General features: G+C 68.3%; 18 protein-coding genes and 1 other RNA gene. 5 read left to right on the plus strand and 14 right to left on the minus strand.

Annotation, left to right across the window (positions count from 1 at the left end):
* The first annotated feature begins 55 nt into the window (after positions 1 to 55).
* Positions 56 to 970 (plus strand): M55 family metallopeptidase, encoded by a 915-nt coding sequence (locus tag LDL49_RS30190; RefSeq protein WP_225296065.1) that lies wholly within the window; start codon positions 56 to 58, stop codon positions 968 to 970.
* 74 nt (positions 971 to 1,044) lie between these two features.
* Here LDL49_RS30190 and LDL49_RS30195 read toward each other — a convergent pair whose 3' ends face one another.
* From LDL49_RS30195 to LDL49_RS30215, 5 genes are all read right to left on the minus strand, one after another.
* Positions 1,045 to 2,892, minus strand: coding sequence for a hypothetical protein (locus tag LDL49_RS30195; RefSeq protein ID WP_225295812.1), 1,848 nt, complete (start codon positions 2,890 to 2,892; stop codon positions 1,045 to 1,047).
* Positions 2,877 to 3,638 (minus strand): ABC transporter ATP-binding protein, encoded by a 762-nt coding sequence (locus LDL49_RS30200; protein ID WP_225295813.1) that lies wholly within the window; start codon positions 3,636 to 3,638, stop codon positions 2,877 to 2,879. The genes LDL49_RS30195 and LDL49_RS30200 overlap by 16 nt, the downstream gene beginning before the upstream one ends.
* Positions 3,635 to 4,240: a TetR/AcrR family transcriptional regulator gene (locus LDL49_RS30205; RefSeq protein ID WP_225295815.1), complete on the minus strand. Its 606-nt coding sequence runs from the start codon at positions 4,238 to 4,240 to the stop codon at positions 3,635 to 3,637. The genes LDL49_RS30200 and LDL49_RS30205 overlap by 4 nt, the downstream gene beginning before the upstream one ends.
* A 193-nt stretch (positions 4,241 to 4,433) precedes the next feature.
* Positions 4,434 to 5,303, minus strand: coding sequence for a LysR family transcriptional regulator (locus LDL49_RS30210; protein ID WP_225295817.1), 870 nt, complete (start codon positions 5,301 to 5,303; stop codon positions 4,434 to 4,436).
* A complete protein-coding gene (locus LDL49_RS30215) occupies positions 5,300 to 5,995 on the minus strand; it encodes a CTP synthase C-terminal region-related (seleno)protein (RefSeq protein ID WP_263655680.1) in 696 nt (231 codons plus the stop codon). Before LDL49_RS30215 ends, LDL49_RS30210 begins: the two co-directional genes overlap by 4 nt.
* Before the next feature lie 502 nt (positions 5,996 to 6,497).
* Here LDL49_RS30215 and LDL49_RS57260 point away from each other — a divergent pair.
* Positions 6,498 to 6,620 carry a hypothetical protein gene (locus tag LDL49_RS57260; RefSeq protein WP_263655681.1) on the plus strand — a complete coding sequence of 41 codons (123 nt, stop codon included), beginning with the start codon at positions 6,498 to 6,500 and terminating at the stop codon, positions 6,618 to 6,620.
* 75 nt (positions 6,621 to 6,695) lie between these two features.
* Here the strand turns inward: LDL49_RS57260 and ssrA are convergent.
* The 5 genes from ssrA to ftsE all read right to left on the minus strand — a co-directional run bounded on the left by ssrA (position 6,696) and on the right by ftsE (position 11,339).
* Positions 6,696 to 7,079: a transfer-messenger RNA gene (ssrA, locus tag LDL49_RS30220) on the minus strand.
* Positions 7,080 to 7,361: 282 nt separating this feature from the next.
* Positions 7,362 to 9,236 (minus strand): penicillin-binding transpeptidase domain-containing protein, encoded by a 1,875-nt coding sequence (locus LDL49_RS30225; RefSeq protein WP_225295821.1) that lies wholly within the window; start codon positions 9,234 to 9,236, stop codon positions 7,362 to 7,364.
* Positions 9,233 to 9,700 (minus strand): SsrA-binding protein SmpB, encoded by a 468-nt coding sequence (smpB, locus tag LDL49_RS30230; RefSeq protein ID WP_225295823.1) that lies wholly within the window; start codon positions 9,698 to 9,700, stop codon positions 9,233 to 9,235. The genes LDL49_RS30225 and smpB overlap by 4 nt, the downstream gene beginning before the upstream one ends.
* A gap of 23 nt (positions 9,701 to 9,723) precedes the next feature.
* Positions 9,724 to 10,629 carry a permease-like cell division protein FtsX gene (ftsX, locus tag LDL49_RS30235; protein WP_225295825.1) on the minus strand — a complete coding sequence of 302 codons (906 nt, stop codon included), beginning with the start codon at positions 10,627 to 10,629 and terminating at the stop codon, positions 9,724 to 9,726.
* Between the two features lie 20 nt (positions 10,630 to 10,649).
* A complete protein-coding gene (ftsE, locus tag LDL49_RS30240) occupies positions 10,650 to 11,339 on the minus strand; it encodes a cell division ATP-binding protein FtsE (RefSeq protein WP_049564761.1) in 690 nt (229 codons plus the stop codon).
* A gap of 203 nt (positions 11,340 to 11,542) precedes the next feature.
* On the opposite strand from ftsE, the gene LDL49_RS30245 reads away from it, so the two are divergent.
* Positions 11,543 to 11,734, plus strand: a complete 192-nt coding sequence (locus LDL49_RS30245; protein WP_225295827.1) for a hypothetical protein — start codon at positions 11,543 to 11,545, stop codon at positions 11,732 to 11,734.
* On the opposite strand, the gene prfB is transcribed toward LDL49_RS30245, so the two are convergent.
* Positions 11,720 to 12,835, minus strand: a complete 1,116-nt coding sequence (prfB, locus tag LDL49_RS30250) for a peptide chain release factor 2 (protein ID WP_225295830.1) — start codon at positions 12,833 to 12,835, stop codon at positions 11,720 to 11,722. The two genes, LDL49_RS30245 and prfB, sit on opposite strands and share 15 nt — an antisense overlap.
* A 47-nt stretch (positions 12,836 to 12,882) precedes the next feature.
* Between prfB and LDL49_RS30255 the strand changes: the two genes are divergently transcribed.
* Positions 12,883 to 13,899, plus strand: a complete 1,017-nt coding sequence (locus tag LDL49_RS30255) for a DUF8094 domain-containing protein (protein ID WP_225295832.1) — start codon at positions 12,883 to 12,885, stop codon at positions 13,897 to 13,899.
* Between the two features lie 243 nt (positions 13,900 to 14,142).
* On the opposite strand, the gene LDL49_RS30260 is transcribed toward LDL49_RS30255, so the two are convergent.
* Positions 14,143 to 14,529 carry an MmyB family transcriptional regulator gene (locus LDL49_RS30260; RefSeq protein ID WP_225296067.1) on the minus strand — a complete coding sequence of 129 codons (387 nt, stop codon included), beginning with the start codon at positions 14,527 to 14,529 and terminating at the stop codon, positions 14,143 to 14,145.
* A gap of 50 nt (positions 14,530 to 14,579) precedes the next feature.
* Here LDL49_RS30260 and LDL49_RS30265 point away from each other — a divergent pair, with 50 nt between their 5' ends.
* The gene (locus LDL49_RS30265) at positions 14,580 to 15,404 is read left to right on the plus strand and encodes an NAD(P)H-binding protein (RefSeq protein ID WP_225295834.1); all 825 of its coding nucleotides are present in this window, start codon (positions 14,580 to 14,582) and stop codon (positions 15,402 to 15,404) included.
* 270 nt (positions 15,405 to 15,674) lie between these two features.
* Here the strand turns inward: LDL49_RS30265 and LDL49_RS30270 are convergent, their stop codons facing one another.
* Both LDL49_RS30270 and LDL49_RS30275 read right to left on the minus strand, forming a co-directional pair.
* Positions 15,675 to 20,546 carry an NAD-glutamate dehydrogenase gene (locus LDL49_RS30270; protein WP_225295836.1) on the minus strand — a complete coding sequence of 1,624 codons (4,872 nt, stop codon included), beginning with the start codon at positions 20,544 to 20,546 and terminating at the stop codon, positions 15,675 to 15,677.
* A gap of 38 nt (positions 20,547 to 20,584) precedes the next feature.
* On the minus strand, positions 20,585 to 21,388 hold the full coding sequence (locus LDL49_RS30275; RefSeq protein ID WP_225295838.1) for a tryptophan 2,3-dioxygenase: 804 nt from the start codon (positions 21,386 to 21,388) through the stop codon (positions 20,585 to 20,587).
* Positions 21,389 to 21,433 lie beyond the last annotated feature (45 nt).

Here is a 21,433-nt window from a genome sequence, read left to right on the forward strand (position 1 = left end):
GGCTTTCGCCTAATTGCCAGAGGTTCGTCGTCGAACCATTCGGTCGGCTTTGGAGGTGCTGGCGAGCAATTTCTCCACCGCGAAAGCGCTCGATACCATGGCGCTTCAGCCGCAGGCGCACGTGCGAACGACCTGGAAAGGCGTGATCGAGATGCGGGTGCTCGTCTCGGTGGACATGGAGGGAATCGCCGGGGTGGTCGACGGCGATGATGTCATTCCCGGCCACAGCGAATACGAGCGCAACCGCAAGCTGCTCACAGCGGAGGCCAGCGCAGCAGTCCGCGGCGTCCACGCCTACGAGGCAGGCGCCCAGGTGCTGGTCACCGAGGCCCACGCGCGTTTCCGCAACCTTCTCCCCGAACTGCTGGACCGGCGTGCCGAATTACTCCGTGGCGCGCCCAAGCCCGGCGGAATGATGGCCGGACTGGCGGACACCATCGACGCGGTGCTGTTCATCGGCTACCACGGCAAGGCGGGCACGCCCCGCTCGGTCATGGCTCACACCGTCTCTGGCGGAGTGATCGCCGACGTGCGCTGCAATGGCCGCTCCCTTGGTGAGATCGGCCTGAACACCGCACTCGCGGCGCACAGTGGCGTACCGCCGGTGCTGGTGAGCGGCGATGACACCGTGGCGGCAGAGGCGGCAGAGGTTGCCCCGGGCATCCGCTCCGTGGTGGTCAAGCAGGCGCTGGGCGCTCGCGCCGCCGCGCTGCTGCATCCCGACGAGGCATGCGACAGGATCGAACAGGCGATACCTGAGGCATTGGCCGGCCGCGGGGCCGTCCGTCCACTGCGCTTCGACGGCCCGGTGCGGTTGGAAGTACGGGTACATCGGCCGCGGATGACCGAGCACGCGCTGCTGGTGCCGGGAATGGAACTCGGAGACGGCTGCACGCTGCGCTACGCGGCACCGGACTTCCCGACCGCGTACCAGGTCACCGAACTCATCGCCACGCTCGGCGCCGTCTGAAAAGGAGACGGCAGGCAGACCGTGCCTGGCCGGCACCGCCGTGGCCCGATCGCCACCGGTATGACCCAGATGGATCAGGAAGCCTTCGGTTGTTTCCGGTGCCGCCATGGGATCCACAGGCCGAGACCGGACATGGTCAGGCCGAGCAGTGTCATGAACACGATCGTCGGCCACTGCAGCCATTCGGGCAGGTAGAGGGCCAGGAACCAGCCGCGTGACCCGGCCCCGGTCAGCTTGAAGATCCCCGGCACGATGCCCTGCGGGATCAGCGGGATCGCGCCGAAGCCCCAGCAGATGGCGGTGATGATCCGCTCGCGTTTGGGCAGGTTGTACGGGGTGTTGGTGGGACGGCGGCCGGTTCGCATCAGGTCGAGCAGCTCGGGCCCCTGCGCGCTCAGCCGCCGCTGGGCGAGGAGGCCGAAGCCCCAGGCACACAGGAGGCCGGTCACCACGCCGACGGGGACTCCCGGCCAGCCGTACAGCCAGGCCACCAGCCCGGCGGGGGCGGCGGTGAGCGCGCACAGGGCGAGCATGGCGTACACCAGCCCGCTGGCCGAGCCCTCGTCCTCGGTGGAGCGCAGCGGGTTGCCCGACCTGCGGTGCGGGTCGGTGCCGGGGACCAGCGCGTACGCCGACATCAGCGGCACCAGCCCGGCCCCGCCGCCGAGCAGCGCCGCCAGCAGCGCGAGCACCACCGGCCACGGGCCGTCCACCGCCGCCGTCAGCGCCAGGGTGAGGACGGTTGCGGGCGGGGCGACGCTCAGCAGCCAGGCCAGCTGCCTGCCTCGTACGTCTTCGGCGTTCGGGGTCATGATCGTGAGCCAGAGGGCGGTGCCGTCGCCGCTGTACAGGTTGGCGGACATGCCCGCGGCCATGACGATGAAGATCGGACCGGCCCAGGGGAGCATGCCCGGCCAGCCGAGGATGAGCGGAGCGGCGGCGAACGCCAGGCCGTAGGCGAGGGCGAAGGTGAGCTGGTGGGTGCGGACGAGGTCGCGCGACCAGGTCCGCAGCTCCTTGCCCAGCACGGCCCGGCTCTGCCGCGTCGCCTCCCGGCCTTCCGGCTCGACACGCCGTTCCCCGCCCGCTCGTCGGCCCGTCCGTCCGCTTGCTCGGCTGCCCGTCCGTCCGCTCGTTCGGCCGCTCGTTCGGCCGCTCGTTCGGCCGCTCGTTCGGCCGCTCGTCCGGTTCGCGCTCGTACGCCTGGTCAGCAACGCGGCCCACGCGGCCAGCAGGAGGGCCACCAGCAGCGCCAGCGCGGCCAGCGCCACGACCGCCTGCCGCCAGTCGCCCTGGACCGCCAGCACCCCCCACCCGGACGGCAGATACCGGACGAACTGCGGCACCTCGCCGCTCACCCCGAACGCCACGGCGAACACCCAGCCCTGTCCGAGCGCCGCCAGAATCGTCCCGTTGATCACCCCCGCCAGCACCGCGCCCAGCCGCGAGCGCAGTACGATCCCCAGCACCGCCACGGCAACCTTCGACAGCAGCACGAACGCGGCCAGCTGCAACACCACCGCCGGCACGGTCACGAGGACGGCACCGGCGCCGTGCCGCACCCCCTCGGCCACCAGCCCACCCAGCGCGAGCAGACTCGTGGCGGGCGCGACCCCGACGAACGCCGCCGCCAGCAGCCCCGCGGCCAGCCGCCGCGGCGGTAACCCCAGCAGCGCGAAGTATTCAGGGCGCAGTGTCTCGTCCCCGCCCCCGGCGAAGACGGGCCCCAGCATCCAGCCCAGCATCCACACGGCGTACGCGGCGGGCAGCAGCGCGGGGGCGGACACGGCCAGCACGATCGTGCCGCCCGCCAGCGCCACCCCCAGAATCCCGCCCGTCGCCACGATCCCGGCGCGCTGGCCGGTCATCGAATGCCGCAGGACGGCGGTCTTCATCCGCACCATGATCAGCTCGACAGCCACGTCAGTCCCTTCATGGCGCCGCCGTCGCCGGTCGCGACGAGTTCCACGAACCTGTCCTCCAGCGACTCATCGCCCTTGACGTCCACCAGCGTGCCCGCCGCCACGACCTTGCCCTTGTCGATCACCGCGACGTGGTCGCACAGCTGCTCGACCAGCGCCATCACGTGGCTGGACAGCACCACGGAGCCGCCGCCCGCCACGAACCCGCGCAGAATCTCCTTGATCGTCGCCGCCGACACCGGGTCCACCGCCTCGAACGGCTCGTCCAGCACCAGCAACCGGGGCGCGTGCAGCAGCGCCGTCGCCAGGCCGATCTTCTTGCGCATGCCGGTCGAGTACTCGATCACCAGCGTCCTGTCCGCCTCGGCCAGCTCCAGCACCTCCAGCAGCTCCCCGGCCCGCTCGGCCACCACCCGTTCGGGCAGACCCCGGAGCAGACCGAGATAGGTCAGCACCTCCCGCCCGGTCAGCCGCTCAGGCATGGCCAAGCCGTCGGGCAACACCCCGACCAGCTCCTTGGCCCGCTGCCGCGGATCCCCCCAGACGTCCGTCCCGAAGATCCGCGCGGTGCCGCTGTCGGGCCGTAACAGCCCGACGGCCATCGACAGGGTGGTGGTCTTGCCTGCCCCGTTCTGCCCGACCAGGCCGTAAAAGGAGCCCTGGGGGATGGTGAGGTCGAGGTGGTCGACGGCGGTGTTCGTGCCGAAGACCTTGGTGAGACCGGCGAGATCGAGCGCCGCCGTCATGGCTGCCTCCGCGTGGCGATCGTGAACAGGGTGGTCAGTTCCCGGGCCAGCAGCTCCAGGTCGAAGTCGGGGTTCCGCAACAGCTGCGCCGGCACGGCGTCCACCGCCCCCCGGATCGCGATGGCCATCGACCGCAGATCGAACTCACGGAACTCGCCCGTCCCCTGCCCCCACGCCAGCACCCTCTCGATGTCCTTGAGCGCGAGCTCGTGCTGCGCCGTGTAGGGGCCGGGCGTGTCGGTGCCGCCGCGCGCGTGCGTGATGATCTCCACCAGCGCGAGGAGCGGCTTGCGGTGGCGACCCATGAACTCCAGGTTCGTCTCCAGGTAGACGCGCAGCGCGTCGGTCGCCGTGGGCTGGGCGACGATGGCGGGTTCCATCATCTCGGTCGCCAGCTTGGCGACCTCGCTGACGACGGCCTGGATGAGCTCGTCCTTGCTCCCGAAGTGGTACGAGATCGACCCGGGCGAGAGCTTGGCCAGCTTCGCGATCTTCGCCAGCGACGTTCGGGCGTACCCGAGGGTGGCGATGGCGTCGATGGCGCACTCCATGATCTGCGCCCGCCGCGCCTCTTCAATGAACGTTCGACTTTCTGATGGCACGTTCAGGATTTTAAACGCCCATTCAAAGATGTGGCAATGCCTTAGTGCCCCCCGTTCGAAAGTTCATTTCTTCTGAAGGTGCTTCAGTCTTCAGATCAATCAATTGATCTTGTTGTCGTTCTCATCGTGATCTTTGGTTCTGTCGATGACAAGTAACAGCCCTGGGGGCTTGCGGTGAGAGCGGCAGCGTGATTCAGACCCTTTCGAGCGCATGTTCGAGGAGCGCGGTGGCCGCAGGGAGCGGGTCGGCCGGGAGGGCCAGCAGGATGGTGCGCACGGAGGCCGGTTCGAGGGGGATGGCGTGAACGCCGGCGTGGTGAGCGGGTAGGGAGAGCTCGGGCAGGATGCTCACGCCGAGCCCTTCGGCGACCATGGCGAGGATGCTGTTGGTGTCGCGGACTCGATAGTGGCAGCGCAGGCTCGCGCCTGCTTCCCGCGCGAGCGCCGTGATGAGCGGCTCGCATCCGCCCGTCGACATGATGAACGGCTGCCGGGCCAGGTCCGCGACCGGCACGGAGTGACGTACGGCCAGGTCGTGACCGCTGGGTAGGGCGGCCAGCATCTGGTCGGTGGCCAGCGGGCGCATGACCAGATCGGGCCCGCCGGCGGAGACGGCCCCGGCCGTCAGGGTGCCGATGTCGGCGGCCCCGGTCTGCAGCCAGTCGAGTACCTCCCCGTCCGACCCCTCGATCACGGTGAGCCGCACGTGTGGATGCGTCTCGCCGAACGTCCGCAGGATCCGCGGCAGCAGGCGGGCGTTGGCGCTGGGGATGGCGCCGACGCGCAGGCTGCCGCGGTCCTGCCCGCGCGCCGCGGCCACCTCCTGCTCCAGGGCTTCGAGCTGGGTGAGGATGAGCGTGGCGCGGCGGCAGACGGCTCGCCCGGCGGCGGTCAGGCTCACCCCGTGGCTGCCTCTGACGAGCAGGGCCAGGCCGAGTTCGCTCTCCAGGCCGCGCAGCGCATGGCTGACCGCGGACTGTGTGGTGTTCAGCTCCTCGGCCGCGCGGGTCATGTTGCCGGTACGCGCGACCGTCTGCAGGATCCTGAGCTGTGTGAACGTCATAGCGCCGCGCGCAGCAGCCCCACGACCAGCGGGTGCGGGCGCCCGGGCCACGAGCTCGTCTGTGGCACGAACAGTGTGGCTAGGTAGTACGGGTGGCCGGGGATCTCCAGCACTCGGGCCTCGCCGGTGTCGTCCACGCCAGTCACCCGCAGTCCGCCCTCGTGCAGGGCACTCTGGTAAGCGGGATTGAGGCCGAAGTTGCAGTAGTACTGCTCCTTGACCTCCTCGCGCCCGTACACATCGGCCACCAGGGAGCCGGGCGTGAGCGTGACGGGCATGGTCCGGCCGGCGAGCGAGCAGGCCAGCTCGGTGACGAACAGGCTGGAGGCGTAAGGGTCGTACTCGGCGTGCTGCGCGTCCTCGAACCGGAGTACGTGGCGGGCGTACTCGATGATGATGTGCTGGCAGCCGCCGCACGTCCCCAGAGTGGGGACGCCGTGCTCGCGGCCGTGCCGAAGCGCGGCCAGCGCGCCGCGCAGGCTGCGGTACGGGCTTCCCGGGGCGCACCACAGCACGTCCGCGGCGCGCACGGCGGACAGGTCCGCTTCGAGCGGCTCGGTGGCCAGCCAGCGGACCTCGATCTCGACCCTGAGGTGGTCGGCGGCGTGGCGCAGCGCATCGTCGGTGGCCATGTGCGGGGGGTATGTCTTGTCGTAGTCGCCGATGACCGCGACCTGCAAGGAGGGCTTCATGCGCCCACTATGCGGGGACGGCGGCATGAGTTCCAATACCTGATCACGCGAACGTCATGAGCGCGAGCTCATGACAGCAGGGGGCCATAAGTGCCGGCGAGCCGACGTCCGGGTACGGCCAGAGGGCGGCCGTTGTGATGCGAGTGACCGCGATGTCCGTGACACGCACGCTACCGACGCCAGTGCCTTGCAACCTGGCTCTCCTCAGCCACCGGCAGCAGCACCTGCATATCGATGAATCTCCTGATGTCCTTGGACAGCGAAGGCGGCCCGATGTTCGGCCGTTGACCTGGGCGGGCCTGATCAAGTGGCACGACGAGCCGGACGGTTTTGCCGCCGACGATCGAGACCCCCAACCTGGGGCGGGCCTCATTCGATGGCACAGGGCCGACTTCGCCGGCAACGGACACCTGATGGTGGGTGCTGCTATATCTCACCAACACTCCGCGCCCGGCCAGCCCTCGAGTGCTGAGTCGGCGGTTCGGCTGCGTGGCTGTCGGCCTTGCGCGTACACGACAGCACAGATCTGCCCGAACATTCGGGCCACCTCAGCGTCGTACGGCAGGGGATCGCCGAACGCCGCCTCGGCATGCTGGAGCACCGCGACCGTGGAAACAACGCCTGAGGCCCAAGCGCGCCAACGAAGTCCTTAGCAGCAAAACGGCGGCACCCATGACAGGTGCCGCCGCTTCATGATCAACAGTGGAGGTGGCGGGAATCGAACCCGCGTCCTTCAACCCCAAGACAGGGCTTCTCCGGGCGCAGCCTGCTGTGCTTTTCTCAGCCCCGGCAATCACGCAGGCGTGTCGCCGACGGGCTCAGCCACTGTTTGATTTCCCGCTCTCCCCCGTGGCCGGGTTGAGCGGTTGAGCCTTCTAGCGATGCCAGATCCCGGGCCGAAGGCACTCCCGGGCTGACAGTGGCTACGCTACTTAGGCAGCGAGGGCCAGGGAACCCTGGCCGACCACAGTGCTCTTAGAATTGGCACTTGTTGTTTGCGGTCACAGTGTTAACGAGGTTATGTCCGCAGTCCTCGGCCCGCTTCACCTGACTTGCAAAGTCGAAGTCGAAGCCAGTCACCCCCATGTGCAGTTGTCAACACGGCCCCGAAGAGCCGAGCAACATGACCTTACATCCCCCAACGCCTGCGACGTCAACTTGATTCCCCCGCATGGCGAAACCCCCGGAAACGCGTAGGCGTTCCCGGGGGCCGACCGGCAGGGTCGAGCCGGTCCGGACGGCAGGACTTCCCCCGAGATGAAGTCCTGAACTCATCACGGCGACTGCACCCGCAACCCCCCGAGCGGGGCAGTCACTGGGTAAGACGCAGCCGGCCACCCGAAGGGTTGCCTAGGGTGACAAGAAATCACTTAGCGTCGCGGAGGCCGGAGAAGAAGTCACCCGCGACCGCCGCGGGATCGTAGTTCTTGGCCAGGACGGCTATCGCCACGTCACCCTGCCAGCCCACGAACCAGCCCATCCGCTTCTCCTGATCGCCCGCGGCCGTCACGCCGTAGACCTGGCCGCGGCCGGCCTGGGCGGGCGAGCCGGTGGCGCCGGCGAGCATCATGGCGGTCAGTGCCGTGCGCACCTTGGGTTCGACGGCGACCGGCTGCGGCGGCTTGACCGAGACCGTCTCCGTCGAGGAGTCGGGCGCCTTGGGGTCGGTCACCAGCACCGGCGGGCGCCAGGTGCCCGAGGCGATCGCCCCCGCAACGAGGGCCATGCTGAGCGGGCTGACCTCGACGTTCTGGCCCGCGATGGCCCTGGCCTTGTCGGCGTCACTGGCCAACGCGGGCAGCGAGCCGCTGAACGACTTGAGCGGCAGCCGCCAGTCCTGGCCGATGCCGAGCGCCTCGGCACTCTTCTTCAGGTCCGCGGCGTCGACGCGCCGGGCGAGGGAGGCCAGGGCCGTGACGCAGCCCTTGGCGAAGTTGTCCTTGAACGTCGGCGAGGTGCCGGCGACCTGGCTCGCCGTCACGAAGCGCGCGCCGCCCACCGTGCGCTCGGCCGGGCAGGCGAGCTTCTGCTTGGTCTTCATCCCGGCATTGATCAGCGCGTCGGCGGCCACGATCGAGAAGGCGGTGCCGGCCGGGAACTTGCCGGCGAGGGCGTCCTTCTCCTGGTTGAGGCCATTCGTGCCCACCGCCAGGATCTGGCCCGTCAACCGGTCGACCGCGACCAGCGCGCTGGTCTCCGTCTGCGCCACGGCGGCGTCGGCGGCGCGCTGCTTGGCGCTGTCGATCGTGGTGTGTACGGGTACGTTCTTGCGGCCGGGCCACTCCTTTAGCTGCGCCACCTCGTTGTCGGTCTTGAGGTCGAGGATGACCACCCGGGTCTGCGTGGATCCGGTGAGGTAGTCCTGATAGGCGCGCTGGAGCCCGCTCTGTCCGTAGGAGTCACCCGCCCGCTGGGGGCCGCCGAGTTTCTGCTCGGTCTCCGGGGTCAGCTCGCTGACCTTGCCGACGATGTCCTTGGGGTCGTCGGGCGCGACAGGCTGCCTCTGCGGTCGGGTGATGAGCTGCGGGATCTTTTCGAGCCTGTCCTTCACATCGCGGTAGCGCTTGGCGCCGAAGTTGGCGAGCGGGACGAACTGCTTCGGCGGCGACGACCTGATGCGGCTCAGCAGCCGGTCCTGGGCGAACAAGGTGATCGCCGAGAGCTGCTCGACGACCTCCTCCGCCTGGTCACCGAGCTGCGACGGGGTGACACCGACCACGTAGAGGAACTGGGGGCTCTGAAGCGGGTTGTTGTTCCTGTCGACGACCGACTCGCGCGGCTTCGGGTCGGTGGAGACGGCGAACCGCTGGCCGTCCTTCAGCTGCGGGTGCAGCACGGAAGGCGACCAGCGCACCTTCCACAGACCGTTCACCAGGTGCAGCGGCAGTACGCCGTCATACCCCCAGAGGGGGTTGTTCTCCCCCAGGTCGACCTCCGCGTGGAAGTCGGCCCGCGTCTGGTCGCCGGCCCGGGTGATGCTTTTGATCTTGAATCGGAACGAGGCCGCGTCGAGTTCCGCCTTCGCGTCCGACAGCGCCTTGCGTACGGTCGCCCGGTCACCGTCGGTACGGCCGGCCGCGAGGTCGTAGTCCTCCGACTGCCAGCCCACCAGGAAGTCCCGCACGGCATCGTGCGGGGACGACTCCTCGAAGCAGGCGGTCAGCGACATGCTCGCGACGGCCAGCGTGACGGTCGCGGCCAAGCCGCGGCGTACGCGGCCCAGGCGTACGGGACGGCTCATCGGTTGCGTTGCCGCACTGCCCGGGCCATCTCGCGCTTGGCCTGCTGCTCCGCCAGCGTCTGCCGCTTGTCCCAGTCCTTCTTACCGCGGGCGATGCCGATCTCGATCTTGGCCCGGCCGTCCTTGAAGTAGAGGGACAGCGGCACGATCGTCAGCCCGCCCTCCTTGGTCTTGGCGGCGAGCTTGTCGATCTCCTTGCGGTGGAGCAGGAGCTTGCGCTTGCGGCGGGCGGCGTGGTTCGTCCACGTCCCCTGGGTGTATTCGGGGATGTGGACGTTCAGCAACCACGCTTCGCCATCGTCGATGGAGGCGTAGCCGTCGCTGAGGGACGCGCGTCCCTCGCGCAACGACTTCACCTCGGTGCCCTGCAGCACGAGCCCCGCCTCGAAGGTGTCCTCGACGTGGTAGTCGTGCCGGGCACGCTTGTTCTGGGCGACGACCTTCCGCCCGGTCTCACGTGGCATGCTACGACCTTACCGGCGATTCGTCAGACCCTGAGGTAGCGGCGGAGCGTGACGAAGGACGCCAGCACACAGATGAACACACCGATCACCATGGTCAGCGTGATCACCGAGGCCACCGAGTCCCAGCCGAGCTGACTGCCGAACGCGAAATAACGCGCGATCTCCTCGAACAGGAAGACCTTCGCGACGATCAGCATCACGGCGGCGATCACCCCGCCCATCAGCCCGGAGATCACGCCCTCCATGACGAAGGGCAGCTGGATATAGAGGTTGGACGCCCCGACCAGCCGCATGATCCCGGTTTCTCGACGGCGGTTGAAAGCCGACAGCCGCACGGTGTTGCCGATCAGCAACGCCGCCGCCAGCACAAGAACGATGGCCACCGCCAACGCACCTGATCTCAGCTTGTCGAGCAACCCGAAGAACTGGTTGACCAGGTCCTTCTGGTTCGTCACCTGCGACACGCCGGCCTTGCCCTGGAGCGCCTGCACTATCGGCTGGTAGTTGTTGGGGTCCTTCAGTTTGACGCGGAAGGACGTGGGCATGTCGTCGACCGTCATCGCTTCGACGAGCAGCTTGTTGCCGGCATAGGTCTTCTGGAAGTTGGCGTAGGCAGCGGCCTGGTTCTCGTAGAGGACCTGCTCGACACCGGTCATGCCCTGGATCTCACCTTGCAGATCCTTGGTCTGCTGGGCGCTGATCGCCTTGCCCTTGCAACTGGGCATCGGCGTGTTCTTGCCGCACAGGAAGACCGATACCTCGACCTTGTCGTACCAGAAGCCCTGCATCATCGTGACCTGGGCGTTGATCATCAGGCCGATGCCCAGCATCGCCATGCCGACGGCCACGGTGATGACCACCGCGATCGTCATGGTGAGGTTGCGACGGAGGCCGATCCAGACCTCGGAGAAGATGAAGTTCGCCCGCATGTTCTGTCTACTGCTCCCTGTCAGTACGCCTGGCCGTACACGCCACGCGACTGGTCGCGGACGATCTTGCCGTCCTCCAGCTCCACGACACGCTTGCGCATGGAGTCGACGATGGCCGCGTCGTGCGTGGCCATGACGACCGTAGTGCCAGTCCTGTTGATCCGGTCGAGCACCTTCATGATGCCGATGCTCGTCGCGGGGTCGATGTTGCCCGTCGGCTCGTCGGCCAGCAGGATCATGGGCCGGTTGACGAAGGCGCGGGCCATGGCGACGCGCTGCTGCTCGCCGCCTGACAGCTCGTCGGGCATCCGGTGGGCCTTGCCTTCCAGGCCGACCAGCTCGATGACCTCGGGCACCACCTTGCGGATGAACCGCCGCGGCTTACCGATGACCTCGAGCGCGAACGCCACGTTCTCGTAGACGTTCTTGTTCGGGAGCAGCCTGAAGTCCTGGAACACGCAGCCGATGCGGCGGCGCAGGTGCGGCACCTTGAAGTTGGACAGGCGGGCCAGATCCTTGCCGGCGACGTGAATCGCCCCGGAGTTGGGCCGCTCCTCCTTCAGAACCAGACGCAGGAAGGTGGACTTGCCTGATCCCGAAGGACCGACGAGGAACACGAACTCGCCCTTGTCCACGTCAACGGAGACATGGTCGAGAGCGGGCCGGTTCTGGTTCGTGTAGACCTTGGTGACATTATCGAAATGGATCACGAGAGCATCACGGCATGCCAGTCTAGGGGTCAGGACGGAAGCGAGGGTGGCACATGCCCACTTCCCGCCACACACCTATCGGGGACGGCTTTCTTTACTGATGATCGACGTTCCGATTGGCCAGAGCACAGTCTAGGGGGAAGACTGGCATGGAACGTCCATAACGGAAACAAAACGATTGTGCGGCTAGACTTGGGGCTGACATGAGTTGCCAACACCTCGTATGCGCGCAGTGCGCCCACCCTGTGATCGAGGGCCGCTGCCCCCTGTGCCGAGCCAACCGCGAGCGGATGCACAACCACGGCTTCGCCGGGCTGTCACCCGCCCTTATCCTGCTGCTGCTGGTCGTGCTGCTCTTCCTGGCCCTGGTGCTCAAGCACCTAAGCGGGCTCTGACTCCTGCCGGCGCATCCAGCGGATCTCCGACTCGATGAACTCATCGATGTCGCCGTCGAGAACGGCGGTCGGGTTGCCCGCCTCCGTGCCCGTGCGCAGATCCTTCACGATCTGGTAGGGGTGCAGCACATAGTTGCGGATCTGCGTGCCCCATGACGTGGTCGAGGCGCCACGCAGCTCGGACATGCGCTCAGCCTCCTCCTGCCGCTTGCGCTCCAGCAGCTTGGCCTGCAGCACGTTCATCGCCGAGGCGCGGTTCTGGAGCTGCGAGCGCTCGTTCTGGCAGGAGACCACGATGTTGGTCGGCAGGTGGGTGATGCGGACCGCCGAGTCGGTCGTGTTGACGCCCTGGCCGCCGGGTCCCGACGAGCGGTAGACGTCGATGCGGAGCTCGTCCTCGTTGATGTCGATGTGGTCGGTCTGCTCGACGACCGGCACGATGTCGACCCCGGCGAACGAGGTCTGCCGGCGGCCCTGGTTGTCGAACGGGCTGATGCGGACCAGCCGGTGGGTGCCGTGCTCGCCACGGAGCGTGCCGTAGGCGTAGGGGGCCTTGATCGTGAAGGTGGCCGACTTGATGCCGGCCTCTTCCGCGTAGGAAGTGTCGTAGACCTCGGTCGAGTAGCCCTTGCGCTCGGCCCACCGCAGGTACATGCGCAGCAGCATCTCCGCCCAGTCGGCGGCGTCGACGCCGCCCGCCTGCGAGTTGATGGTGAGCAGCGCCTCGCGCGCGTCGTAGGGGCCGGACAGGAGGGTGCGGACCTCCAGCGCGCCGATGTCGGACCGGAGCGAGGCCAGCTCCTTGTCGGCCTCGGCCCTGGTGTCCTCGTCACCTTCCTCGGCGGCCAGCTCGTAGAGGACGCTGAGGTCGTCGAGGCGGCGCACCAGCCCCTCGACGCGGTTGAGCTCACCCTGCATGTGCGAGAGCTTGCTGGTGACCTTCTGGGCCTGCTCAGGGTCGTCCCACAGGTCGGGCGCGGCTACCTGCCCCTCCAGCTCCTCGATCTGCTTGCGCATGGCGCCGAGGTCGAGCACGTCCTGGATGCTCCGCAGGGTGCCCGCGAGCTCGTTGATCTCTTCTGCTGGATCGATGCCTGCCACGTTTCCTTAGGGTACGCGACCCTCGCGGGCCCGAATAACATGGCCACGTGCGTAGTTACGGTCGGCGGAAGGTGCTGGCGCTCGCCGCCGGCCTGCTGGCCGCGGCGGTCGGCTGCTCGGCCGCGCCACAATCCGAGCCCAGTCAGGTGGCGGCGACCACGGCGAAGCCCGTGACCCCGACACCCTCGGCGGAGACCCCGCTGATCACGCCGGCCGACGCGGCCAAGGCGTTCGCCACGTTCACCGCCACCGACGACCTGCTGCGGGCCGGAGGCGATCTACGGCTGGCGATGCAGCTGACCCGCGACGCGGAGGCCCAACTCACCTCTGCCGCGTTCCTGTCGACGGGCAACCGGCCGCCGCGCTACACGTGGGGTGCGCCGACGCTGATCGTCCCGCGGTTCAAGCCGGGTGAGGCGGCGCCCTGGTTCACGGTGCTGGCCACGCGCAACGGCCATCCGACGCTGCTGACGTTCGCCAAGGACGACGACTGGCGGCTCAGCGCGGCGACGCAGCTGCTGCCGGGGCAGGACCCGCCCCGCATCCAGTTCGACGCGGAGGGCTACGCGACGGTGCTGGCGCCCGACGACAAGAGCATCACCATCAGCCCGCAGTTCATGGGCCCGCTGCACGCCACGGTGGCGGAGGCGGGCGAGACGGGCGTGGCGGCCGGCCTGATCGAACGGGGTCCCTACACCACGGACGTGGCGGAACAGATCACCACCGACCGGGAGCGGGCCAAGATCGGCGGGTTCAGCTACGACTCGATCTTCAGCGCGGGCGACTACCCGGTCTACGCGCTGCGCATGGTGGGCGGCGGGGCGCTGATCCAATACGCGATGACGCGCACGACGACGACCACGGTGGAGACGGACAAGGCCGACTTCGTCCCGGTGCCTGAGTCGGCCCGCTGGCTCTATCACAACGACAAGGCGCGCCGCTTCCTGAAGACGACGGAGATCAACCAGTACGCGACGGTCGTCCCGCCGTCCGGCACCCCCACCCCGGCCGCCATCATCGCCCACACCGGCGCCCTCACCAAGGCCGTAGGCGGCGATCCCTAAACCCCCTTTTTTCTTTTACGGCAGGCACGGTGGGCCCCACCCGCCGTACGGGGCTGGGGCCTGTCCAGGGGCACGCTCCTCCGGTGGAGGTGGCTTGGCGCCGTTACGTGCGCATTCTTGGCCCCGGCCGTGGTCGTCCCTAACCCACCGCACAGAGTCGGGACACGCTGCTCCCGTTGATGTGGCTGAGCGCCGTGACGTGCGTCTTCTTGGCCATGGCCTTCCCACACACAGTGGTGGTCGCTACGCGAAGGTCTCCCGTAGGCGTTGGAGGGCCTTGTGGGAGGGGGTGCCGGGGGCGGCGGTGTAGAGGACCAGGCGTTGGTCCGCGCCGGCTATGGGGAGGAAGTCGCAGTCGAGCTCGATGGGGCCTGCGATGGGGTGGGTCATGTGCTTCGTCAGGGTGCGCTGGACCTCGATGTCACGGGTCGCCCACAGCTCGGCGAAAAGGGGGCTGCGCTCTTTCAGGTCGTCGACCAGGGTTCTGATGTCGGCGTCCCCTGGGTAGCGGCCGGTGGCTCGGAGGTCGGCCACGCACTTGCGGGCGAGTTGGAGCTTGTCGGCCGGCGCGGCCTGCTCGCCGAAGAGCCAGCGCAGCGTGTTGCGTTCCCGGGGTGGCGTCTCTGACAGGGCCTGGCGGTGCCTACCCGCCCGGTACGGCCCCCGACCAGCATGTCCGCATGACGATCCTGGTAACCGGAGCCCGTGGACACGTGGCCCGGAGTCTCATACGACAGCTCCTGGCGGCCGGCGAGCGGGTCCGCGCCGCCAGCAAAGATCCCGCCGCCACCCACCTGCCCACCGGCGTGGACGTGGTCGACGCGGGCAGTGCGGCACTCGCGCTGGACGGCGTCGACCGGATGTTCCTCTACGCCGACCGGCAGGGGCTGGACGCCTTCCTGGCGAAGGCCCGCGAGGCCGGAGTGCGCCACGTCGTCCTCCTGTCGGCCGCTCTGGCGGACCCCACGGCCTCGGACGCGATCGCCCGCATGCACGGCGTGGCGGAAGAGTCGGTCACCGCCTCAGGGCTCTCCTGGACCGCCCTGCGCCCCGGCAGCTTCGCCACCAACACCCTCGGATGGGCGCCGAAGATCATCGCGGAAGGCAGGGTCACCAGCCCGTTCCCTGACACCCACTCGGCTCCCATCCACGAAGCCGACATAGCCGAAATCGCGCTGAAGGCCCTGACAGAAGATGGCCATGAGAACACCGTCTACAAGTTGACCGGCCCCGAGTCCCTCACCCAACGCGACCAGATGAACACGATCGCGCGAGTGATCGGCAAGCCGATCGAGTGGCACCTACAGGACATGGAAGCCCACCGCCAGGCTCTGTCCAGCTGGGGCTCACCGGAAGTAGTGGAGTCACTCGTTCAAAACTCCATAGCGGCCATAAACACCCCAGAAACGCCATCAACCACATTCGCTGACCTAACCGGCAAACCCTCAAGAACCTTCGCCCAGTGGACAGAGGACCACAAGCACGCCTTCACGGCCACAAACTAGCCAGACGTCGAGGCCAAGACGCGACCACGGTCGGGGTCAAGAACGCGCGCGTCACAGCGCCCAGCCACCCCACCAGAGCAGCGTGCCCCGGGACGGGGGTCCGGCTCTGTGCGGTGGGTGGGGAGTGACCACGGCCGGGGCCAAGAAGACGCACGTCACGACGCCCAGCCACCCCCACCGGAGGAGCGTGCCCCTGGACAGGCCCCAGCACCGTGCGGCGACTGGGGCCCACCGGGCCTGCCGTAAAGGATGGAAAAGCTCTGAAAGCGATCAGCCCTCGGTGTGGGGAAGGCTGCTTGAGGCGACGAGTGTGCGGATCGCGCGGAGGGCCACGGAAAGCGTCGCGAGGTCGAAGTTGTCGCTTTCCCAGATTTCCGAGAGCGTCTGACGGGCTCGGTGGACCGCCGCCGAGTTCGCCTCCGTCCAGCGGGCCAGTCGCTCCTCCGGAGACAGCCCAGGCGTGCTGTGGGCCAGCACATCGCGGGTCAGCGAGGCGTGGGCCGCGTACAGGTCGTCCCTGAGTGCCGCCCGCGCCATCGAGTTCCAGCGGTTGTCACGCGGCAGCGCGATCACCCGCTCCCTGAGGAGGGCCAGCTGGAGGCGGTCGGCGAGGTCGAAGTACACCTCCGCCGCCTCGTTGACCGGACGACCCGTGAGCGACGAGATCTCCACCAGGTCGAACGTCGAATAGGCGGGCACCATGGCCGCCACCCGCTCCGCGAGGTCCAGCGGCACGCCGCGGGCCGCGAAGGAGTCGCGGCGCTCCTCGAAGGCCGCCAGGTCGGGCCCGGCGAGCAGCTTCGGGATGTGGCCGAGCAGGCCGTTCACGCCCTTGACGAAGAAGCTCACCGACCCGGCCAGGTCGAGCGGCGGGCGGCGGTTGCCGAGCAGCCAGCGCGTGCCGCGTTCGGCCAGCTTCCTGGCCTCCAGCAGCATCGCGATCTGGATCGACGTGTCGGCCTTGTTGTCCAGCGCTTCCACCGCGCGGTGGAAGCTGGCCAGGTCGAACACCTCGCGGGCGACGAGGTAGGCGCGGACGATGTCGGGCGTCGAGGCCCCGGTCTCCTCGCTGAAGCGGAACATGAACGTGGTGCCCATCGAGTTGACCAGCTCGTTCACCACGCAGGTGGTGATGATCTCGCGGCGCAGCGGATGAGCGTCCATGTACGGCCGGAACCGTTCGCGCAACGCCGACGGGAAGTACGACACCAGCCACGAGGCCAGATACGGGTCGTCGGGCAGGTCGGAGGCGAGCAGCTCCGCGTCGGCCACCAGCTTGGTGTAGGCCAGCAGCACCGAGAACTCCGGCGCCGTCAGGCCCAGCCGGGCCTGGCGGCGTTCGGCCAGCGTCTTGTCGGAGGGCAGGAACTCCAGCTCCCGGTTGACCAACCCGTCACGCTCCAGGCGCCGCAGATAGCGGGAGTGGATGTGAAGCATCTCGGGGGCCTGGGCGCGGGTCGCGGCCAGCACCACGTTCTGGGCGTAGTTGTCGCGCAGCACCAGGTCGGCGACCTCGTCGGTCATCGAGGTGAAGACCTGGTTGCGCTGCTTGTCGGTCAGCTCGCCGTCGCGGACGACCTGGTCGAGCAGGATCTTGATGTTCACCTCGTGGTCGGAGGTGTCGACCCCGGCCGAGTTGTCGATGAAGTCGGTGTTGACCAGCCCGCCGCCGCGCGCGAACTCGATGCGGGCCAGCTGGGTGAACCCCAGATTGCCGCCCTCGCCGATGACCTTGCAGCGCAGCTCCGCGGCGTCGACCCGGAGCGGGTCGTTGGCCTTGTCGCCCACGTCGGCGTCGGACTCGGTGCTCGCCTTGACATAGGTGCCGATGCCGCCGTTCCACAGCAGATCCACGGGGGCCCGGAGGATGGCGCTGATCAGGTCGTTCGGCGCCATCGAGGTGATCGCCGCGGGGATGGAGAGCGCCTCGCGGATCTGCGGCGTGATCTGGATGGACTTGGCCGTACGCGGGTAGACGCCGCCACCCGCCGAGATCAGCTGGGTGTCGTAGTCCGCCCAGGAGCTGCGGGGCAGCTCGAAGAGCCGTTGCCGCTCGGCGAAGCTACGGGCGGTGTCGGGGTCGGGGTCGATGAAGATGTGGCGGTGGTCGAAGGCGGCCACCAGCCGGATGTGCGGCGACAGCAGCATGCCGTTGCCGAACACGTCGCCCGACATGTCGCCGATGCCGGCCACGGTGAAGTCGGTGGTCTGTATGTCGGTCCCGATCGTGCGGAAGTGGTACTTGACCGACTCCCAGGCGCCGCGCGCGGTGATGCCCATCGCCTTGTGGTCGTAGCCGATCGAGCCGCCGGAGGCGAAGGCGTCGCCGAGCCAGAAGCCGTACTCCTTGGCCACGCTGTTGGCGATGTCGGAGAAGGTGGCGGTGCCCTTGTCGGCGGCGACCACCAGGTAGGGGTCGTCGCCGTCGTGCCTGACCACCTCCGGCGGGGGCACCACCTTGCCGTCGACCAGGTTGTCGGTGACATCGAGCAGCCCGGAGATGAACGTCCGGTAGCACGCCACGCCCTCGGCGAGCATCTCCTCCCGCCCTCCGCCCACAGGCGGACGTTTTACGACAAATCCGCCCTTGGACCCAGTGGGCACGATAACGGTATTTTTCACCATCTGGGCTTTGACCAGGCCGAGGATCTCCGTCCGGAAGTCCTCCATCCGGTCCGACCACCGCAGCCCGCCTCTGGCCACCTTGCCGAAGCGCAGGTGCACGCCCTCGACCCGGGCCGAGTACACGAAGATCTCGTACTTCGGCCGCGGCAGCGGCAGCACGCTGATCGCCTGCGGGTCGAACTTCAGCGAGATGTACGGCTTGCGGCGCCCGCCGACGGTCTGGAAGTAGTTGGTACGCAGCGTCGCCTGGATCATCTCCAGGTACGCCCGCAGGATCCGGTCCTCGTCGAGCGAGGCGACCTCGTCGAGCGCGCCCAGGATCTCCTCGTTGAGCGCGTCGGTCAGGTCGGCCCGCACATCGTCGCCGCGCCGGGGGTCGAGCCGCGCCTCGAACAGCCGCACCAGCAGCCGGGCCAGCCGCACGTTGCCCGTCAGCACCCGCTCCATGTAGCGCTGGGAGAAGGCGGAGCCCGCCTGGCGCAGGTATTGGGCGTAGACGCGCAGGATCTCGACCTGCTCCCAGGTCAGTCCGGCCCGCAGGATGAGGGCGTTGAAGTTGTCGGCCTGGACCTCGCCCTTCCACAGCGCGGTGAGGCCGTCCTGGAAGAGCCGCTTGAAGTCCTTCCTGTCGACCTCCTCGTTCGGCGTGTAGCGCAGCCCGAAGTCGTAGATCCAGGCGTTCTTGGTGGCGGGGTCGTTGTCCCGGTCGATCTCGTACGGCCGCTCGTCCACGACCTCGACGCCGAGCCGCTGGATCAGCGGGAGCGCCCGCGACAGCGAGATGGGCGTGCCCAGTTTATAGATCTTCAGCCGCCGCTCGCCCTCGGCCGCGTCATAGGGCTCGTAGAGGTTGAGGCCGATCTCGTTCTCATCAGCGCCGACCAGCTCCTCCAGGCGGCGCAGGTCCACCACGGCCATCTGCGGAGGGAAGTCGGCCTTGTAGCCCTCGGGAAAGGCCGACTGGTAGCGCCTGCTCAGCTGGGGGGCCTCCACCTCGGAGGTCTGCTCCGCCAGCGCCGCGGCCAGGTCGTCCTCCCAGGACCGGGTGATCGCGGCCAGCCGCGACTCGAGCTCCTGCACGTCGACGCTCGGCGGCGGCAGCTGCCGGCCGCGCTCGCCGCGGATGACCACGTGCAGCCGGGCCAGGGCGGACTCGCCGATCATCGCGCTGTAGTCGAGCGTCTTGCCGCCCAGCGCCTTGAGCAGGAGCTCCTGCATCTTGTAGCGCACCTGAGTGGTGTAGCGGTCGCGCGGCAGGTAGATCAGGCAGGAGATGTAGCGGCCGTAGTCGTCGCGGCGCAGGAACAGCTTGACCTGCTTGCGCTCGCGCAGCCGCAGCACGCCGAGCGCGATCGGCAGGAGCTGGTCGAGCGAGGTCTGGAAGAGCTCGTCACGCGGGAAGGTCTCCAGGATCTCGATCAGGTCCTTGCCGTCGTGGCTGTCGGGGGCCAGCCCGGCCTGCTCCAGCACGTCGGCGAGCTTGCGCCTGAGCACCGGGATCCTGGAGATCGACTCGCTGTAGGCCACGTGCGTGAACAGGCCGAGGAAGCGGCGCTCGCCGATCACCTCGCCCTCCGGCGAGAACAGCTTCACCCCGATGTAGTCGAGGTAGGCCGCGCGGTGCACGGTCGCCCGGGAGTTGGCCTTGGTGATGATCAGCAGTTGCTTCTCGCGCGCCTTGGCGCGCACCTCGGGGGGAAGCACGGAGAAGCTCTCCGAGCCGATCTTGTCGTCCCGCAGGATGCCCAGCGCCGCGCCGGGCAGCGCGCGCAGCGCGTCGCCCTCGTCGGTGTGCTCCAGGCGGTACTCGCGGTAGCCGAGGAAGGTGAAGTGCCCGTCGGCGAGCCAGCGCAGCAGGTCGAGGCTGTCCTCGACCTCCGCGGGCTCCAGCGGCGGCGGGTTCAGCGTGAGGTCCTCGGCGGTCTGTACGGCCACCCCCCGCATCTTCCTGAAGTCCTCGACCGCCTGCCGCACGTCGGACAGGACCCGCTGGAGGTCGGCCTCCAGCTGCCTGAGCACCTCGGGGTCGGACTGCCGGTCGATCTCGAAGTGCATCCAGGACTCGACCAGCATCTGGCCGGTGACGTCCTCCTGGCCCCGGCCGAGCATCTTGCCGGTCATGTCACGGCGTACCCGCATCTGCGGGTGGACCACCAGATAGGTGTTGATGTCATGCCTGGCGAGCTCCATCGTCACCGAGTCGACCAGGAAGGACATGTCGTCGGTGACCACCTCCACCACGGAATGTCCGGGGTCCCACCCGTTCTCCTCGAGGGTCGGCGTGTAGACGCGGACCACTGCCCGGCCCTGGGGGCGTACCTCGGCCAGCTGCTTCTGCGACATCGCCGGGCCGTACACGTCAACGGGGCTGCGGTCGAGCAGGTCCTCCGGCGCGATGTGCCGGTAGTAGACGCGCAGGAAGGCCAGTGCGTCCTCGGGGCTCACATGGTCGCTGCCCACCGCGCATCGTTGCGCGGCTCGCTGGAGCAACTCATCCTTGGCCTCGTCGAGCGGCATTTCGCTCTCACTCCTTTGTGAGGGTTCGCCATGGCTTGTCACAGCCAGGCCCTTAGTTCCCACAACAGTGGGAAGTAGTGCAGGCGGGTCCTACCTCGCAGGTAGGGGGCACCCGTCGAGCCGCCGGTGCCCGACTTGGTGCCGATCTGCCGTTCGACCATCTGCACGTGGCGGGTCCGCCACTGGGCGGCGGTCTCGTCGTGGGTCAGCAGATCTTCGGCCAGTTGCCACAGGTCGTCGTGCGACCCGCGATCCCTCGCCACGGCCAGCAGCGTGCCCATGATCTCGTCGTCGGAGACCGGCAGCCCACGCTGGGAAAGGGCGGTGACATAAGCATCCCACAGCGTCGGCTCGGCCAGCCGACGGCGCAGCCTGCCGAGCTCGGCTTCGTCGGCGTCCCTGAGCCGGCCGAGGTAGCTCGGATCCTTCAGGCCAGACAGGAACTCCAGCTCGCGGAACTGCACCGACTGGAAGCCACTCGCCGGGGAGAGCCTGGCCCGGAACTCCAGAAAGTCCTGGGGCGTCATAGTCTCCAGCACGTCGACCTGCTCGATCAGCACCCGCTCCACCGCGTGCACCCGCTTGAACACGTGCCTGGCCTGCCAGAGCTCGCCGTTGAACATGGCTTCGCGGCCGGCCTCCAGCTCGTGCAGCAGCAGTTTGAACCAGAGCTCGTAGACCTGGTGGATGGTGATGAACAGCAGCTCGTCAGGCGCCTGCGACTGCGGCCGTTGCTGGGCGAGCAACTCGGGCAGGCGTAGATAGCCGCCGTAGGAGAGCCGGCCGCCCTCCTCGCCGAATCGCCTGTCGGGAGGAACGGCCGCATCACCGTCGATGCCCACCGAACACCTCCCCAAGCCGCCCGGTCTGCTCGACCGGGCGTACAC

The organism is Nonomuraea aurantiaca, assembly GCF_020215705.1.
Taxonomy (GTDB): domain Bacteria; phylum Actinomycetota; class Actinomycetes; order Streptosporangiales; family Streptosporangiaceae; genus Nonomuraea; species Nonomuraea aurantiaca.

What these genes read in the sequence shown, in the direction of transcription:
- LDL49_RS30200 (WP_225295813.1), bottom strand. Translation starts at nt 3,638, where the DNA reads ATGACGGCGGCGCTCGATCTCGCCGGTCTCACCAAGGTCTTCGGCACG.
- LDL49_RS30210 (WP_225295817.1), bottom strand. Translation starts at nt 5,303, where the DNA reads ATGACGTTCACACAGCTCAGGATCCTGCAGACGGTCGCGCGTACCGGC.
- LDL49_RS30215 (WP_263655680.1), bottom strand. Translation starts at nt 5,995, where the DNA reads ATGAAGCCCTCCTTGCAGGTCGCGGTCATCGGCGACTACGACAAGACA.
- LDL49_RS30225 (WP_225295821.1), bottom strand. Translation starts at nt 9,236, where the DNA reads ATGAGCCGTCCCGTACGCCTGGGCCGCGTACGCCGCGGCTTGGCCGCG.
- smpB (WP_225295823.1), bottom strand. Translation starts at nt 9,700, where the DNA reads ATGCCACGTGAGACCGGGCGGAAGGTCGTCGCCCAGAACAAGCGTGCC.
- ftsX (WP_225295825.1), bottom strand. Translation starts at nt 10,629, where the DNA reads ATGCGGGCGAACTTCATCTTCTCCGAGGTCTGGATCGGCCTCCGTCGC.
- LDL49_RS30245 (WP_225295827.1), top strand. Translation starts at nt 11,543, where the DNA reads ATGAGTTGCCAACACCTCGTATGCGCGCAGTGCGCCCACCCTGTGATC.
- LDL49_RS30265 (WP_225295834.1), top strand. Translation starts at nt 14,580, where the DNA reads ATGACGATCCTGGTAACCGGAGCCCGTGGACACGTGGCCCGGAGTCTC.
- LDL49_RS30270 (WP_225295836.1), bottom strand. Translation starts at nt 20,546, where the DNA reads ATGCCGCTCGACGAGGCCAAGGATGAGTTGCTCCAGCGAGCCGCGCAA.